General features: G+C 70.7%; 9 protein-coding genes and 1 pseudogene. 7 read left to right on the top strand and 3 right to left on the bottom strand.

Going from position 1 to position 16,434, the window contains the following annotated elements; translation table 11 throughout:
* Positions 1–2 precede the first annotated feature (2 nt).
* On the bottom strand, positions 3–875 hold the full coding sequence (locus ACIQHQ_RS10390) for a carbohydrate ABC transporter permease (RefSeq protein ID WP_402611398.1): 873 nt from the start codon (positions 873–875) through the stop codon (positions 3–5).
* Positions 869–1,861, bottom strand: coding sequence for an ABC transporter permease (locus ACIQHQ_RS10395; RefSeq protein WP_402611399.1), 993 nt, complete (start codon positions 1,859–1,861; stop codon positions 869–871). The genes ACIQHQ_RS10390 and ACIQHQ_RS10395 overlap by 7 nt, the downstream gene beginning before the upstream one ends.
* Before the next feature lie 1,462 nt (positions 1,862–3,323).
* Between ACIQHQ_RS10395 and ACIQHQ_RS10400 the strand changes: the two are divergent.
* From ACIQHQ_RS10400 to ACIQHQ_RS10420, 5 genes and pseudogenes are all read left to right on the top strand, one after another.
* Positions 3,324–5,510, top strand: a pseudogene (locus ACIQHQ_RS10400) (SpoIIE family protein phosphatase); the annotation flags it as partial.
* A gap of 488 nt (positions 5,511–5,998) precedes the next feature.
* On the top strand, positions 5,999–7,081 hold the full coding sequence (locus ACIQHQ_RS10405; protein WP_402611401.1) for a sugar ABC transporter substrate-binding protein: 1,083 nt from the start codon (positions 5,999–6,001) through the stop codon (positions 7,079–7,081).
* A 15-nt stretch (positions 7,082–7,096) separates the two neighbouring features.
* Positions 7,097–7,876 (top strand): ATP-binding cassette domain-containing protein, encoded by a 780-nt coding sequence (locus ACIQHQ_RS10410; RefSeq protein ID WP_402611402.1) that lies wholly within the window; start codon positions 7,097–7,099, stop codon positions 7,874–7,876.
* Complete coding sequence (locus tag ACIQHQ_RS10415) at positions 7,873–9,153, top strand: sugar ABC transporter permease (RefSeq protein ID WP_402611403.1); 1,281 nt, start codon at positions 7,873–7,875, stop codon at positions 9,151–9,153. Before ACIQHQ_RS10410 ends, ACIQHQ_RS10415 begins: the two co-directional genes overlap by 4 nt.
* A gap of 86 nt (positions 9,154–9,239) precedes the next feature.
* On the top strand, positions 9,240–10,595 hold the full coding sequence (locus tag ACIQHQ_RS10420) for an ABC transporter substrate-binding protein (RefSeq protein WP_402611404.1): 1,356 nt from the start codon (positions 9,240–9,242) through the stop codon (positions 10,593–10,595).
* A gap of 577 nt (positions 10,596–11,172) precedes the next feature.
* Here ACIQHQ_RS10420 and ACIQHQ_RS10425 read toward each other — a convergent pair.
* Entirely contained in the window at positions 11,173–13,971 is a 2,799-nt protein-coding gene (locus tag ACIQHQ_RS10425) for an aconitate hydratase (RefSeq protein ID WP_402611405.1), read from the bottom strand.
* Between the two features lie 263 nt (positions 13,972–14,234).
* On the opposite strand from ACIQHQ_RS10425, the gene ACIQHQ_RS10430 reads away from it, so the two are divergent.
* Together ACIQHQ_RS10430 and ACIQHQ_RS10435 are read left to right on the top strand one after the other, a co-directional pair.
* Positions 14,235–14,429: a DUF4236 domain-containing protein gene (locus tag ACIQHQ_RS10430; RefSeq protein ID WP_402611406.1), complete on the top strand. Its 195-nt coding sequence runs from the start codon at positions 14,235–14,237 to the stop codon at positions 14,427–14,429.
* 88 nt (positions 14,430–14,517) lie between these two features.
* Positions 14,518–16,047 carry a helix-turn-helix domain-containing protein gene (locus ACIQHQ_RS10435; protein WP_402611407.1) on the top strand — a complete coding sequence of 510 codons (1,530 nt, stop codon included), beginning with the start codon at positions 14,518–14,520 and terminating at the stop codon, positions 16,045–16,047.
* Positions 16,048–16,434: the final 387 nt, after the last annotated feature.

Below are 16,434 nucleotides of genomic sequence, written 5' to 3' on the forward strand. Positions count from 1 at the left end.
CGTCAGCCCTTGACCGCGCCGAGCATCACGCCCGAGACGAAGAAGCGCTGGACGAAGGGGTACACGAGGAGGATCGGCAGGGCGGTGAGGACGATGGTGACCGCCTGGATGCTCGCGCCGACCTGGCTGAGCTCCGCGGTGCCCGCGCCCGCGTTGCCGCCTCCGGTGGAACCGGCGATGAGGTTGCGCAGATAGACGGTGACCGGCATCAGGTCGGAGTGGTCCATGTACAGGAACGCGCTGAACCAGGAGTTCCAGAAGGACACCGAGTAGAAGAGGAGCATCGTCGCCACGACCGCCTTGGACAGCGGCAGCACGATCCTGAGCAGGATGCCGTAGGTGCTCAGACCGTCGATCTGCGCGGCCTCCTCCAGCTCCGTCGGCAGGTTCTCGAAGAAGGCCTTCATCACCAGCAGGTTGAAGACGCTGATCGCGTTCGGCAGGGCGATCGCCCACACGCTGTTCTTCAGGCCGAGGCTCGAGACCAGGATGTAGTTCGGGATGAGGCCGCCGGTGAAGAACATGGTGAACACGGCGATGCCGACGAGTACGCCGCGGCCCTTGAGGTGCCGCTTGGACAGGACGTAGGCGTAACAGGTCGTCAGGACCATGGCGATGGCCGTCGCCACGACCGTGTAGAAGACGGTGTTGCCGTAGGTGCGCCAGAACATCGAGTCCTGGAACACGATCTTGTACGTGGTGAGGTTGAACCCCTTGGGCCACAGGCTCACCTCACCGGCCCGGATCTGGCGCTCCCCGCTGAAGGATCTCGCGATGATGTTGACGAAGGGGTACAGGGTCACCAGCACGACGAGCGTGAGGACCACGCCGTTGACGCCCTGGAAGACCCGGTAGGAACGGCTCGGCTTCACCACAGGCTGGTCCCCACTGTGCGGCGCGAGAGCGTGTTGGCGGAGGTGATCAGGACCAGGCCGATGATCGCCTCGAACAGGCCGATGGCGGCGGCGTAGCTGAAGCTGCTGGACTCGACACCGGCCCGGTAGACGTAGGTGGAGATCACGTCGGCGGTCGGATAGGTCAGCGGGTTGTACAGCAGCAGCACCTTCTCGAAGCCGACCGCCATGAAGGTGCCGACGTTGAGGATCAGCAGCGTGATCATGGTGGGGCGGATGCCGGGCAGGGTGACGTGCCAGATCTGCCGCCAGCGGCCCGCGCCGTCGATCCGGGCGGCCTCGTACAGGTCCTCGTCGATCGTGGTGAGAGCGGCGAGGTAGAGGATCGTGCCCCAGCCGGCGGTCTGCCAGATCTCCGATCCGACGTAGATCGTGCGGAACCACTCCGGTTCCTGGATGAAGCGGACCGGTTCGTGGCCGAGCATGCCGAGGACGTGGTTGACGGGACCGTCGCTCGCCAGAATCTGCATCGTGATGCCCGCGACGATCACGATCGACAGAAAGTGCGGGAGGTACGACACCGATTGCACGAACCGCTTCAGGGAACGCCGGCGCACCTCGTTGAGCAGCAGCGCGAGCACGATCGGGATCGGGAAGCAGAAGACGAGCGTGAGCCCGCCCAGCCACAGGGTGTTGCGGAACACCTGCCAGAAGGTGGGGTCGCCGAGGAACATCCGCACATAGCGCAGGCCCACCCACTCCTCGCCGAAGAGCGAACCGCCGGGCTCGAAGCGCCGGAACGCGATCACGTTGCCGATCATCGGCAGATAGCGGAACACCAGGAAGAACAGCAGCGGCGCGATCGCCAGCGAGTACAACTGCCAGTCGCGGCGCAGCGCCCGCCGCCAGCCGGTCCGGGCGGGTGTCCGCCCGACGAGTCCGGGGGCGGCTCTGGCCGGAGGCGGATCCTGCGTGCCCGGCGGGGCCGGGGTGGTGGACGTGCTCATTGCTCGGGCCTCCCGTGAGCAGGGACGCGGAACCGAAACTTTCGAGCTCTTTACCGGTAACTTCGCGGCAACTTAGGGGCAGCAGAAAGCGCTGTCAATGGGGAGGGCGAGAGTCGGACGGGGCGCCTGTGCCGGGTTGGATCCACGTCGAAGCCGGTAATCACCAGGAGCCAACCGCGTTTGAACCGCCGCAAGTTTCTGTTGTGCGGCCGATTCCTGCGAGGCGCCGCCGCGCCCGCGCGCCACCACCTCCGACGGAGCCGGCGGCGGCGCGCCGCTCGCACGACGGCGGCATCACCGGCACGCCGGCCCGGGCGTTCGGACGGCGAGAACGCCGGGGGCACCGGCCCTCGTCGCGACGTGCGGACCAGGACCCGATGCGCCGGCCGTAGACAACCGGGCCGACTGGCGCTACCTTCCGCAACAGGCGAGGTGGGAGCGCTCCCATATCGGTGGACCGGAACCCACCCTCGAGCGCTCCCACCCCGCGCATCCATGCCCACACATCCGCAGGCCCGCACCCCCACGAACGGGTGGTGCTGTCATGATCGTGAGATCGCAGCGGATTCCGGACGACACGGGGCACCACGCCCGGGCCGTCGCAGGCGGTGGACCCCGCGGGCGTGCCGAGCCGCCCGTGGCGATCGGCCGAATCGGGACGCCGATCGCAGCGGGTTCCGGACGACATGGGGCACCACGTGGGCCGCAGGCGCCGCGCGTCACCGGAACCCACCGGGCACCGTCGATCGAGATCGCAGCGGGTTCCGGACGACATGGGGCACCACGTGGGCCGCAGGCGCCGCGCGTCACCGGAACCCACCGGGCACCGTCGATCGAAACCGGCACTTCGCCCCATATGTCGCGATTATCCAGGTATGCGATTCTGTTGGAGGGTGCCCTGCCGCTCATGTGCGGCGTGGAACCGCCATGGGAGGCGCGACGTCGCGCCGCCGGTCCCGTGCCCGCGTCGTCGTCACCTGAGTTCCGGGGACTCCCACCTGCCGGTGGCTGCGGCATGGACGGGAGGTGGATGCGGAACATGCCCCATTACGGCGATGCCCGGGCCGCGGTCCCGGGCCTTCGGGGGCCGGGAAACGGGGACACCGGTCCGTCCCGTCCCACGCCGGAGCTCGCCGCGCGGACGCGCGTGCTGGCATTCGCCGGGGTGGCCCGGGCAGCGGTGTACGTGCGGTGCGAGGACGGCACGGAACTCCGGCTGGCGGAGGTGGCGGGGGCCGGGTCCGAGCAGCCTTACCAGGTGCCGGGGCGGGTGGTCACCATTCCTGCGAAGGGGTCTCCCGGCTCAGGGCCGGGCCCTTCTCCCGGGCCGGGCTCGAAGCTCGCTCCGGACCGTACGCGCTCCTCCGCCCCCCGCGATGCCCCCGTCCCGGCGCCCCCGGGCCCGCCGGGCCCGGGCGACGGTGGCCCGCCCGTCGCCGAGGCCTATCTGCGGGGGCGGCCGGTGTGGCGCGCCGCTGCGCTGCCCGTCGGCCGGGAGGAAGGCACGGCCGCCTCCGTCCCGCTCGGGGCGCTGCCGCTGGGGGCCGGCGGCGGGTGGCTGGGCTGTCTCCTCGTCGTGGGAGAGGCCGGGGAGGGATTCGGGACCGAGCAGCGGGAGTTCCTCGAGCGGTATGCCGAGGCCGTCGCCGAGCGGCTGCGGGGCGAGGCCGACCGGTCGGCCCCCTCACCCGTGCTGGATCCGGCCCTGCGCGCCATGGGGGTCGGTTCCTTCGCCCTGTCGCCCGGCACCGGACTGGTGGAGACGGACTCCGCCCTGCTCGAACTCGTCGGCATCCCCGAGGGCGGCTTCGACTGCAAGACCGACACCCTGCTCTCCTGCAGCGTCCCGGAGGACGTCCCCGCCCTGATGTCGGTCATCGAACCGTCCGCGCAGACGCCGGGCCGCCGTGAGCTGGAGTTCCGTATCCGCCGTCCCACCGGTGAGCTGTGCTGGCTGCGCCTGAGCTGTCGGGTGCTGAAGGGGCCCGAGGGTGCCCCGGAGCGAGTGCTGGGCGTGGTGACGGCGGCGCCGGTGCTGCGCCGCAGCGCCAGCGACGTGGCCCGGATCCAGTGGCTGACGGCGGCGTTGGACGACGCCACGACCGTCCGGGACGTCAGCCGTGTGGTGGTCGCCGCGCTGCGCGAGCCGCTCGGTGCCGACCGGGTGGCGCTCGCCGAGCTGCTGGAGGACCGGCTGGCGGTCACCGTGCTCGATCCGCCGGGTGCCGGTGCGTGGCCGGAGCTGTGGCGGCGCGAGTGGCGGTCGGAGTGGCCCGACGCGCCGGTCACCGCCTTGCCCACGCTCCAGGCGGCGCTGCGGGACGGGCGGATGAGCCTGTGGCCGGCGGGTTCCGTGCTGGAACCCGGGCTCGCGGGGATCGGCCCCGGGGGGCTGGCCGTGCTGCCGCTGCCGGCCAAGCGAAGGGTGGCCGGGGTGTGCCTGGTCGGCTGGGACACCCCGCACGAGTTCGCCCCCGAGGAACGTGCTCTGCTGACCGCGACGGCCGGGCTGGTCGGGCAGGCCCTCAAACGCGCGCACGCCTACGACGCCGAGCAGGAGCTCGCGACGATGCTCCAGCGCAGCCTGCTGCCGCGCCGGCTCCCCCGACTGCCCGGGGGCATCGCCGTGGCCCGCTATCTGCCCGCCCGCCGCGGGCTCCAGGTGGGCGGCGACTGGTACGACGTGATCGCGTTGTCGGAGAACAAGGTGGCCCTGGTCATCGGGGATGTGCAGGGGCACAGCGCCGGGGCCGCGACGATCATGGGCCAGATGCGTACGGCGGTCCGGGCCTACGCCGTGGAGGGGCATCCGCCGGACGTGGTCGTCGCGCACGCCAACCGGCTGCTCGTCGGCATGGAGACCGACCTCTTCGCCACCTGCTGTTATGTCGAGCTGGACATGGAGGAGGGCAACGCGCTGTTCGTGCGGGCCGGGCATCTGGCCCCGCTGGTGCGGCACCCCGACGGCGGCACCGCGGAGATCGCGGTCGAGGGCGGACTCCCGCTGGGCGTCCTCGCGGACGCGGAGTTCCCGCTGACGGCGCTGGCGCTGGCCCCGGGCTCGGTGCTCACGCTGGTGACGGACGGCCTGGTCGAATCGGCGGATCTGCATGTGGACGAGGGGATGCGGCTCGTACGTCAGGCGCTCGCCGCGGCCGATCCCGTGGACCCGGGGCGGATGGCCGACGCGCTGCTCGGCGAGGCCGGGCGCCGTGAGGACGACGTGGCGGTGCTGCTGCTGCGCTACGACGGGATGCGGGTACGGCCGGTGCGGGCGGGCTGGGTGGTGTGGCGGCTGCCGGACGCGGTGATGCACGCACGCCGGTTCAGTGCGCGCACGCTGCGTTCGTGGGGCATCACGACCGAGGCCGACACCGTGCTCCTGGTCGTGTCGGAGCTGGTCACCAACGCGCTGGTGCACACACAGGGCGCGGTCCGGGTGGAACTGACCCTGGCGGCGGACCGGCTGCGGGTGACCGTGAGCGACTCCTCGCCCCGGGCGCCGGCCAAGCCTGTGGTCGTGGACTGGGAGTCGACGGGCGGCCGGGGGCTCTTCCTGGTCGAGGCCGTGTCGGCGGCCTGGGGCTCGGTGCCGGTGGGCGGCGGCAAGCAGGTATGGAGCGAGATCGTCGTCACCCGCCCGGACCCGGATGCGGAACCCGGCGAGGAGCCGGAGCCGGAACCGGAGACCGCGCCGGAGGAGGATCGAAGGCCGGGCCGCGTGTGGGGCCTGGGCCGTGACCGCACCTGGGGCCTGGGCCGCAACCGCGACCGGCGCAGAGGGCGCGAGCAGGGCCCGGACCGCGACGACCGGACCGCGGACCGCGAGAGCGACCCTGCCACGAACCACAAGGCCGACCCTGCCACGAACCACAAGGCCGACCCCGCCACGAACCACAAGGCCGACCCCGCCACGAACCGCAAGGCCGACCCCGCCACGAACCGCAAGGCCGACGCCGCCCCCACCGAACGCGACAGCAACCCGACCACAGACCGCGACGGCGCCCCCGCCACACCCGGGACAGATCACGACCCCGACCGGGGGGAACGCAACCCGCACCCGGACCCCGGCCGGCGTGGAACTCCGGCCGGAGAGCCACCCCCACGCCAGGCTCGGCCCGACCGAGGAGGTCCCTGATGCGTGGTTTCAGCCGACGTGGTGCCGCGTGGCTGCTGGCGGTCGTCCTCGCCGTGTCCTTGGCCGGTTGTTCCGACGGCGGCGGTGAGAGCGGGGGTGGCCTGACCATCGGACTGCTGCTGCCGAGCCGGGCCGTGCCCCGCTGGGAGAAGTCCGACAGGCCCTTGATCGAGAAGCGGATCAAGGAGCTGTGCCCGGACTGCACGGTCGTGTACGCCAACGCCGAGAACGACGCGGCGAGCCAGCGGCAGCAGATGAAATCCATGATCACCCGGGGCGTCGCGGCCCTGATCCTGGACGTCGTCGACCCCAAGGCACTGCGCTCCTCGGTCCGGGCGGCCCGGCGCGAGGGCATCCCGGTCCTCGCCTACGACCGGCTCGCCGAGGGCCCGGTCTCGGGGTTCGTCAGTTTCGACGGCGCCCAGGTCGGCCGGCTCCAGGGCCGCTCACTCCTCGAGGGCATGGGCGCCAAGGCCGACGGTGGCGGTGTCGTCATGATGAACGGGGATCCGTCCAGCCCCAACGCCGCCTGGTACGAGGGCGGAGCCCGGTCCGTCCTCCGGGGCGAGGTGCGGCTCCTGAAGTCGTACAGCACCCTCGGGTGGCGCACGGAGAACGCGCACGATCACATGTCCGCCGCGATCAGCTCCCTCGGCCCGGGCCGGATCGACGGGGTGCTCGCGGCCAACGACTCCATCGCCGCCGGTGTCGTCTCGGCGCTCAAGAGCGCCCGGGTCTCGCCACTGCCCCCGGTCACCGGGCAGGACGCCGACCTCGACGCCGTGCAGCGCATCGTCAAGGGCGAGCAGTACATGACCGTCTACAAACCGTTCCGGCGGGAGACCGAGGCGGCGTCCGCGATGGCCGTCGCCCTGGCGCGTGACGGCGACCTCGACGCCCTGGTCACGACGACGGTGGACAGCCCCACGAACGAGGACGTCCCGGCGCTCCTGCTCACCCCGACGGCCGTGACGCGCGAGACGATCGTCCCCACGCTCGTCCGGGACGGTGTCTACACGCTGGGTCAGATCTGCACCCCGAAGCTCCGCCCGGCCTGCGACCGGGCCGGGCTCACCCGGTGAGCGAGGTGGTTCCGCGTGGTCCATCCACCCGTACTGGTGTTGCGCGGCATCACCAAGCGGTTCGGGGGCGTCCAGGCCCTCGTGGACGTCGACCTGAAGGTCCGCGCCGGTGAGGTGGTGGCCCTGGCGGGCGACAACGGGGCCGGCAAGTCCACCCTGGTCAAGGTCATCTCCGGGGTCAGCCCCGCCGACCGGGGCGTCATCGAGTGGGAGGGCCGGCCGGTGCAGATCAAACGCCCGCACGACGCCCACGCCCTGGGCATCGCGACCGTTTACCAGGACCTCGCCATGTGCGACAACCTGGACGTCGTGGGCAACCTGTTCCTCGGCCGCGAGATCGACCGGGTGGGCATCCTCGACGAGGTCGAGATGGAGCGCCGTGCCCGTGACCTGATGCGCGCCCTGTCGATCCGCATCCCCGACGTGCGGATGCCGGTCGCCGCGCTGTCGGCCGGGCAGCGGCAGGCCGTCGCGATCTCCCGCTCGCTCATGGGCGCCCCCAAGGTGCTGCTGCTCGACGAACCCACCGCCGCCCTGGGCGTGGAGCAGACCAGCCATCTGCTCGACCTGATCGAGGAGGTGCGCGACCGGGGTATGGCGATCATCCTCATCAGTCACAACATGGGTGACATCAAGGCCGTCGCGGACCGGGTGGCCGTACTGCGGCTGGGCCGTAACAACGGCCTGTTCGACGTGAGCACGGTGACCCAGGAGCAGATCATCTCCTCCGTCACGGGGGCGGCGGACAACGCGGTGGCCCATCGCACGAAGGGGGACGAGGAGGCCTGGCCGTGAGCGGCGACGGCGGACCGGCCCGGCCGGGCAGTGCCGGGCCGGTCACCACCGGCGGCGAGCAGCGCGCCCGCGGCCGGCGGGCGAGCCTGCGGGAGCGTGTCCGGGAGATCCTCGGCATGGTGCGGGACGGCGAGCGGGGACCGCTCCTGGTCATCGCGGGGCTGCTCGTGATCTGGATCGTCTTCCAGAGCCTGGACGACAAGTTCCTCTCACCGCGCAACCTGTCCAACCTCAGCGTGGACATCGTCGGGACCGGCCTGGTCGCCGTCGGCATCGTGTTCGTCCTGCTGATCCGCGAGATCGATCTGTCGGTGGGTTCCGTCAGCGGGCTCGCGGGGGCCGCCTTCGCCGTGCTGAACGTCAACCACGGGGTGCCGGAGTGGCTCGCGGTGATCGTGGCGGTGGCCGCGGGGACGGCCGTGGGCGCCTTCCACGGGTTCTTCTTCGCCTGGCTCGGCGTGCCCGCGTTCGTGGTGACGCTGGCCGGGCTGCTGATCTGGAACGGCCTGACGCTCTACCTGCTGGGGGCGAGCGGCACGATCAACATCGACGAGGAGGGCCTGGTCGCCTCCTTGACCAGCCGGCACTTCGGCGACGACCTGGCGGCGTACGCGGTCGCGGCACTCGGCACGGCCGGGTACTTCCTGGCCGCCCGCCGCCGGCGGAGCCGCTACCGGGCGGCCGGGATGCCCTACCGGCCCGCGGGGGAGGTCGGGCTGCGCACCGGTCTGCTCGCCGTGATCGCCTTCGCCGCGGCCCACACCCTCAACCGGTTCCAGGGACTGCCGCTGGCGCTGCTGATCTTCCTGGTGGTCCTGGTCGTCTCGGACTACGTGCTGCGCCGCACCCGCCACGGGCGGCGGGTCTACGCGCTCGGCGGCGGGGTCGAGGCGGCGCGCCGGGCCGGCATCGGGGTGGAGCGGGTGCGGGTCGCGATGTTCATGGTGTCGGGGACGCTGGCCGCGGTCGGCGGGCTGTTCGTGGCGTCGGGGCTGACCTCGGCCAGCCCCACGACGGCGCGGGCCGCCGGCTCCGGGATGTTGCTGATCAACGCGATCGCGGCGGCCGTCATCGGCGGGACCAGTCTGTTCGGCGGGCGGGGTTCGCCCTGGTCGGTGCTGCTCGGTGTAGTGGTCATCCAGTCGATCGCCTCGGGCATGGGGCTGCTGGGGGTCCAGGACGCCGTGCAGTTCATGATCACGGGTGGGGTGCTGCTGGCCGCCGTGGCGGCCGACGCGCTGTCGCGGCGGGCCGAGGCCGGACGCGGCCGACCGTGAGGCACGGCCTGCCGGACATGCTCCCATTGTCATGTTTCTTACGAAATGCCTAACAAACGAAAAAGGTGGGTAGGGGCGGGAGTGCCATGAAACGCAGCCGCCTCACGATGGCGGCCGTGGCCGCCACGGCCGCCGCCGGCCTGGCCCTCGCCGGGTGCGGTGACGCCGACCTGCCCGGTGGCGGGGGGCAGGCCGAACTCAGGGTGCTCGCGACGGACGTGCCGCAGGTGCAGACCCTCAAGAAGCTCACCAGGAAGCACTTCACGGCGGAGACCGGCATCACCGTCGACTACACGGTCCTGCCGGAGAACGAGGCGCGGGAGAAGATGAACCGCGAGTTCGCGACCCAGGCCGGACACTACGACGTGGCGAGCGTCAGCGCGTACGAGGTACCGATCTATGCGGACAACGGCTGGCTCGCCCCGCTGGACTCCTATGTGAGGGCGGACGAGGACTTCGACCAGGGCGACATCTTCCCGAACCTGGCGTCCTCGCTGACCGGGGAGGACGGCAGGCTCTACGCCGAGCCCTTCTACGGCGAGGGCTCCTTCCTGATGTACCGCAAGGACCTGTTCCGCAAGGACGGGCTGACCATGCCGCCGAACCCGACCTGGAGGCAGGTCGCGGACCTCGCCGCCCGGGTCGACGGGGCCGAGGGCGCGAGCGGCATCTGCCTGCGCGGCCTGCCCGGCTGGGGCCAGAACCTCGCTCCGATCAACACGGTCGTCAACACCTTCGGCGGCACCTGGTACGACATGGACTGGAACGCCCGCCTGACCGCACCGGAGTTCAGGCAGGCCGTCAGGTTCTACGTCGACCTGCTCCGCACCCACGGCCAGCCCGGCGCCGAACGGATGGGCGTGCTGGAGATCCTGGACCGTTTCGTCGAGGGCAAGTGCGCCATGATGTACGACGCCACTTCGCTGGCCTCGTCGGTCGAGGCCGACAACTCCTCGGTCAAGGGCAAGGTGGGCTACGTCCAGGCCCCGCACGAACGGACCGACAAGGCGGGCTGGCTGTGGACCTGGGCCTGGGGCATCCAGCAGGCGGCCGAGAACAAGGACGCCGCCTGGGAGTTCATCTCCTGGGCCTCCTCCAAGGAGTTCCAGGAGCTGGTCGGCGAGGAGGTCGGCTGGACCTCGGCGCCCGCCGGGAACCGCAAGTCGCTCTACGAGAAGCCCGAGTACCGGCAGGCGGCCGGCGCCTGGTACCGGCAGGAGTACAGCGCCGCGACGGACTCCGCCGACCCGAAGGACCCCGGCGTCGCCCCCCGGCCCTACGACGGCATCGGCTTCCTGGGCATCCCCGAGTTCGCCGTGCTGGGTACGGCGGTCTCCGAGCAGATCGCCGCGGCCATCGCCGGGCAGCAGTCGGTAGACGCGGCCCTCGAGAAGTCGCAGGACCTCGCCCAAGCCGCGGCGGCGAAGTACCGCGGCGAGTGACCCGGCCGTCCCGCGGCACCGCTCGGAGAGCCCCGGCGCCCCGCTGGGCGAGGACGGTCCCGTTCCGCGGCAGGTCACGAGGAAGTTCGTCACGGACTTGCACAGGCCCGGTGCGCCGCCGGTGACCAGTGCGGACGCGCCGGGGGCGGTGACGGGGAGCGCCAGCCGCCAGGTGCGGTCCCGGTCCGTGTCCGGGCCTCCCACACCGCCTCGACGGCCAGCGCCACCGGGTCCACCTCGGCGACGGTGACAGCGACGAGGCCGAGGGGACGCAGCTGACGCAGCTGACGCCCACCACGGCACACCGGGCCCCGTGGTCCGGGCCTCCCACACCGCCTCGACGGCCAGCGCCACCGGGTCCACCTCGGCGACGGTGACAGCGACGGGGCCGAGGGGACGCAGCTGACGCCCTACCACCACGCACAGGCACACCCGGCGACCGCCGGCCCGGCGGCTCCGACGGCCGCCCCGGCGATGGTGAGCCGGCCGGAGCACCGGCGATGTCCGGCCGTGAACGGCGCGGGCCGCGCCCCCGGTCACCCGGGAACGCGGCCCTCGAACTGCCGTCGGCGTCCGCTTACTTGCGGATCAGGCTGCGCAGCACGTACTGCATGATGCCGCCGTTGCGGTAGTAGTCCGCCTCGCCGGGAGTGTCGATGCGGACGACCGCGTCGAACTCGACGCCGGTGTCGGTGGTGACCTTCACCGTGCGCGGGGTGGTGCCGTTGTTGAGCTCCTCGACGCCGGTGAAGTCGAAGGTCTCCTCACCGGTGAGGCCGAGGGACTCGGCGGACTGGCCCTCGGGGAACTGCAGCGGCAGGACGCCCATGCCGATGAGGTTCGAGCGGTGGATGCGCTCGTACGACTCGGCGATCACGGCCTTGACGCCGAGGAGCGCGGTGCCCTTGGCGGCCCAGTCGCGGGACGAGCCGGAGCCGTACTCCTTGCCGGCCAGGACGACCAGCGGGATGCCGGCGGCCTGGTAGTTCTGCGAGGCGTCGTAGATGAACGACACCGGCGCGTCCGCCTGGGTGAAGTCGCGGGTGTAGCCGCCCTCGGTGCCCGGCGCGATCTGGTTGCGCAGGCGGATGTTGGCGAACGTGCCGCGGATCATGACCTCGTGGTTGCCGCGGCGGGAGCCGTAGCTGTTGAAGTCGCGACGCTCCACACCGTGCTCGGTGAGGTACTTGCCGGCCGGGGTGTCGGCCTTGATGGCGCCGGCCGGGGAGATGTGGTCGGTGGTGACCGAGTCGCCGAGCTTGGCGAGCACCCGGGCGCCGGAGATGTCCGAGACCGGGGTGGTCTCCATCGTCATGCCCTCGAAGTACGGGGGCTTGCGCACGTAGGTCGACTCGGCGTCCCACTCGAAGGTGTTGCCGGTGGGGATCGGCAGCGCCTGCCACTGGGCGTCACCCGCGAAGACGTCCGCGTAGGACTTGGCGAACATGTCCTCGCCGATGGCGCTGGCGACGACCTCGTTGACCTCGGCCTCGGTCGGCCAGATGTCCTTGAGGAAGACCGGGTTGCCGTCCTGGTCGGTGCCCAGGGCGTCCTTGGTGATGTCCACCTTCATGGAGCCGGCGAGGGCGTACGCGACGACCAGCGGCGGCGACGCCAGGTAGTTCATCTTGACGTCGGGGTTGATGCGGCCCTCGAAGTTCCGGTTGCCGGAGAGAACCGACGTGACCGCGAGGTCGTGGTCGTTGACGGCCTTGGAGACCTCCTCCGGCAGCGGGCCGGAGTTGCCGATGCAGGTGGTGCAGCCGTAGCCGACGAGGTTGAAGCCGACCTTGTCGAGGTACGGGGTCAGGCCCGCCTTCTCGAAGTAGTCGGTGACAACCTTGGAGCCCGGGGCGAGGGTGGTCTTGACCCACGGCTTGCGGGTCAGGCCCTTCTCCACCGCCTTCTTGGCCACCAGGGCGGCGGCGACCATGACGTACGGGTTGGAGGTGTTGGTGCAGGAGGTGATGGCCGCGACCGTCACCGCACCGTGGTCGATCTCGTAGGTCGAGCCGTCGGGGGCGGTGACGGTGACCGGGTTCGACGGAACGGCCGCACCGGTGCCGTCGGCGTGCTGCGGCGCGCCGGCACCGTTCTCCTGGCTGCCGTAGGCCGGGGCGTCGGAGGCCGGGAAGGACTCGGCGCTCGCCTCGTCGACCGGGGATGCGGAGGCGCCGGGCTGCTGCGCGACCGGGGCCTCGACGTAGTTGAGGACGTCCTTGGCGAACTGCTGGGCGGCCTCGGCGAGGACGATGCGGTCCTGCGGGCGCTTCGGGCCGGCGATGGACGGCACGACCGTCGACAGGTCGAGCTCCAGCTTCTCGGAGAAGTCCGGCTCGGCCTTCGGGTCCAGCCAGAGGCCCTGCTCCTTGGCGTACGCCTCGACCAGTGCGAGCTGCTGCTCGCTGCGGCCGGTGAGCCGCATGTAGTTGATGGTCTCGTCGTCGATCGGGAAGATCGCGGCGGTGGAGCCGAACTCCGGCGACATGTTGCCGATGGTGGCGCGGTTGGCCAGCGAGGTGGCGGCGACCCCCTCGCCGTAGAACTCGACGAACTTGCCGACGACGCCGTGCTTGCGCAGCATCTCGGTGATCGTGAGGACGAGGTCGGTGGCGGTGGTGCCGGGGGTGAGCTCGCCGGTGAGCTTGAAGCCGACTACGCGCGGGATCAGCATGGAGACCGGCTGGCCGAGCATGGCGGCCTCGGCCTCGATGCCGCCGACGCCCCAGCCGAGCACGCCGAGGCCGTTGACCATGGTGGTGTGCGAGTCGGTGCCGACCAGGGTGTCCGGGTAGGCCTTGCCCTCGCGGACCATGACGACACGGGCCAGGTGCTCGATGTTCACCTGGTGGACGATGCCGGTGCCGGGCGGGACGACCTTGAACTCGTCGAAGGCGGTCTGGCCCCAGCGCAGGAACTGGTAGCGCTCCTTGTTGCGGCCGTACTCCAGGTCGACGTTCTGCTTGAAGGCGTCGTTGGTGCCGAACTTGTCGGCGATGACGGAGTGGTCGATGACCAGCTCGGCCGGCGCCAGCGGGTTGATCTTCGCCGGGTCGCCGCCCAGCTCCTTCACGGCCTCACGCATGGTCGCGAGGTCCACCACGCAGGGAACGCCGGTGAAGTCCTGCATGATCACGCGGGCCGGCGTGAACTGGATCTCCTGGCTGGGCTGGGCCTGCGAGTCCCATCCACCGAGGGCACGGATGTGGTCGGCGGTGATGTTCGCGCCGTCCTCGGTGCGGAGCAGGTTCTCCAGCAGGACCTTGAGGCTGTACGGAAGGCGGGCCGAGCCCTCCACCTTGTCCAGCCGGAAGATCTCGTACGACTCGTCGCCCACCTGCAGCGTGCTGCGGGCGTCGAAGCTGTTCGCCGACACGACAGTCTCCTTCATTGATGTGCGCGTACCGCCACGATCCTGCCGCCACGGCATCTTGGCCTATCCGCTAAGGTAAGGCTAAGTTAGGTAACCCTTACCCGGGTGGCGGCTGCGGTGCTCTCTCGGCAGATATCTCGATGTCGAGATAACTCTAGTACACGAGTGCCGGAAGGTCATGCCCCGGCGCCCGCCCTGCGGTCATGTGCGCCCTTTTCCCGGGTATCCGAACCGGGTAATCCACCCGAGACGGAGGAGGGACAGGCATGCCGCTCACGTTCCGCAAGAGTTTCCGGATCCTTCCGGGGGTGCGGCTGAACATCAACAAGCGCTCCTGGTCCATCACCACCGGCGGCGGAAAGAACGGCCCGCGTTACACCCGCAGCAGCACCGGACGTCGTACGACATCGATGGATCTGCCCGGACCTTTCGGGTGGCGGCGCACCACGAGGGAGCGTTGACACTGAGCCCCCGGGCGGGATTGACGTCCCGTCACCCGTTCGGACCCCCGATCGGGCGCCATCTCATATCTGAGATAACCTCAGCCACATGGCAGACGACTACCTCGTACGCATCGGCAAGCTCATCCGTGACGCCCGGCAGCACCGGGGCTGGACACAGTCGCAGCTGGCCGAGGCGCTCGGAACCAGCCAGAGCGCCGTCAACCGGATCGAGCGCGGCAACCAGAACATCAGCCTTGAGATGATCGCGCGTATCGGGGAGGCCCTCGACAGCGAGATCGTGTCGCTCGGCTACGCCGGCCCGATGCATCTGCGGGTGGTCGGCGGACGCCGGCTGTCCGGTGCCATCGACGTGAAGACGAGCAAGAACGCGTGCGTGGCGCTGCTGTGCGCCTCACTGCTCAACGAGGGGCGCACGGTGCTGCGCCGCGTCGCCCGCATCGAGGAGGTGTACCGCCTCCTCGAGGTGCTGGGCTCCATCGGGGTGCGCACCCGCTGGATCAACGACGGCGTCGACCTGGAGATCGTGCCGTCCGCCGAGCTGGACCTGGCCTCGATCGACGCGACCGCGGCCCGCCGCACCCGCTCCATCATCATGTTCCTCGGGCCGCTGCTGCACCGCCTGGATTCGTTCAAGCTGCCCTACGCAGGCGGCTGCGACCTCGGTACGCGCACCATCGAGCCGCACATGATCGCGCTGCGCCGCTTCGGCCTGGACATCGCCGCCACCGAGGGCCAGTACCACGCCCAGGTGGACCGTTCCGTCAGCCCCGACCGCCCGATCGTCCTGACCGAACGCGGCGACACGGTCACCGAGAACGCGCTGCTCGCCGCCGCCCGGCACGACGGCATCACCGTCATCCGCAACGCCTCGTCCAACTACATGGTCCAGGACCTCTGCTTCTTCCTGGAGGCCCTCGGCGTCAAGGTCGACGGCATCGGCACGACCACGCTCACCGTGCACGGCGTGCCGACCATCGACGTCGACGTCGACTACTCCCCCTCCGAGGACCCGGTCGAGGCGATGAGCCTGGTCGCGGCGGCCGTCGTCACCGAGTCGGAGCTGACGGTGCGCCGCGTCCCGATCGAGTTCCTGGAGATCGAGCTGGCGGTCCTGGAGGAGATGGGCCTCGACCACGACCGCACGCCCGAGTACTTCGCCGACAACGGCCGCACCCGGCTGGTGGACCTCACCGTCCGGCCCTCCAAACTGGAGGCGCCGATCGACAAGATCCACCCCATGCCGTTCCCCGGCCTGAACATCGACAACGTCCCGTTCTTCGCGGCCATCGCGGCCGTCGCGCAGGGCAAGACCCTCATCCACGACTGGGTCTACGACAACCGCGCGATCTACCTGACCGACCTGAACCGCCTCGGCGGCCGACTCCAGCTCCTGGACCCGCACCGCGTCCTGGTCGAGGGCCCGACCCGCTGGCGCGCCGCCGAGATGATGTGCCCGCCGGCGCTGCGCCCCGCGGTGGTCGTCCTGCTGGCGATGATGGCGGCCGAGGGCACCTCGGTGCTGCGCAACGTGTACGTCATCAACCGGGGTTACGAGGACCTGGCGGAGCGGCTGAACTCGATCGGGGCGCAGATCGAGACGTTCCGGGACATCTGACACTCACCGATCCAACGCCGCCGCACCCTTCCCCGCCAGCACGAACACCGCTCGGGACGGATGCGGCGGCGCCTCTGCGACTCCCCAGGGACTTCTGACCTCGCTCCCCAGCGGGCCGAAACAAGGGGGTGGCGTCCGCAGCGGACCGATCCGAGGCTGCAAGTCCAGCATCAACACACCGTGGACGGAACGGACTCGGCTTCCCGTCACCGCTGCCCGCATGCGTCTTCCCCGCTGCCGGTGCGCCGCCGACTGTCCCACTGGCGAGGATTTGTGGCCAAGGCGGAAGGGAGCGCGATGATGAAACGATCGCTTGTTGACAGTGTCAACGTGAAGGTGTGATGCTCGTCAACAGGTGAAGGTATACGCTCCCTACGGGATGTACCC

Origin of the sequence: Streptomyces sp. NPDC092370, from assembly GCF_044755265.1 — a bacterium.
In the GTDB taxonomy this organism is placed as follows: domain Bacteria; phylum Actinomycetota; class Actinomycetes; order Streptomycetales; family Streptomycetaceae; genus Streptomyces.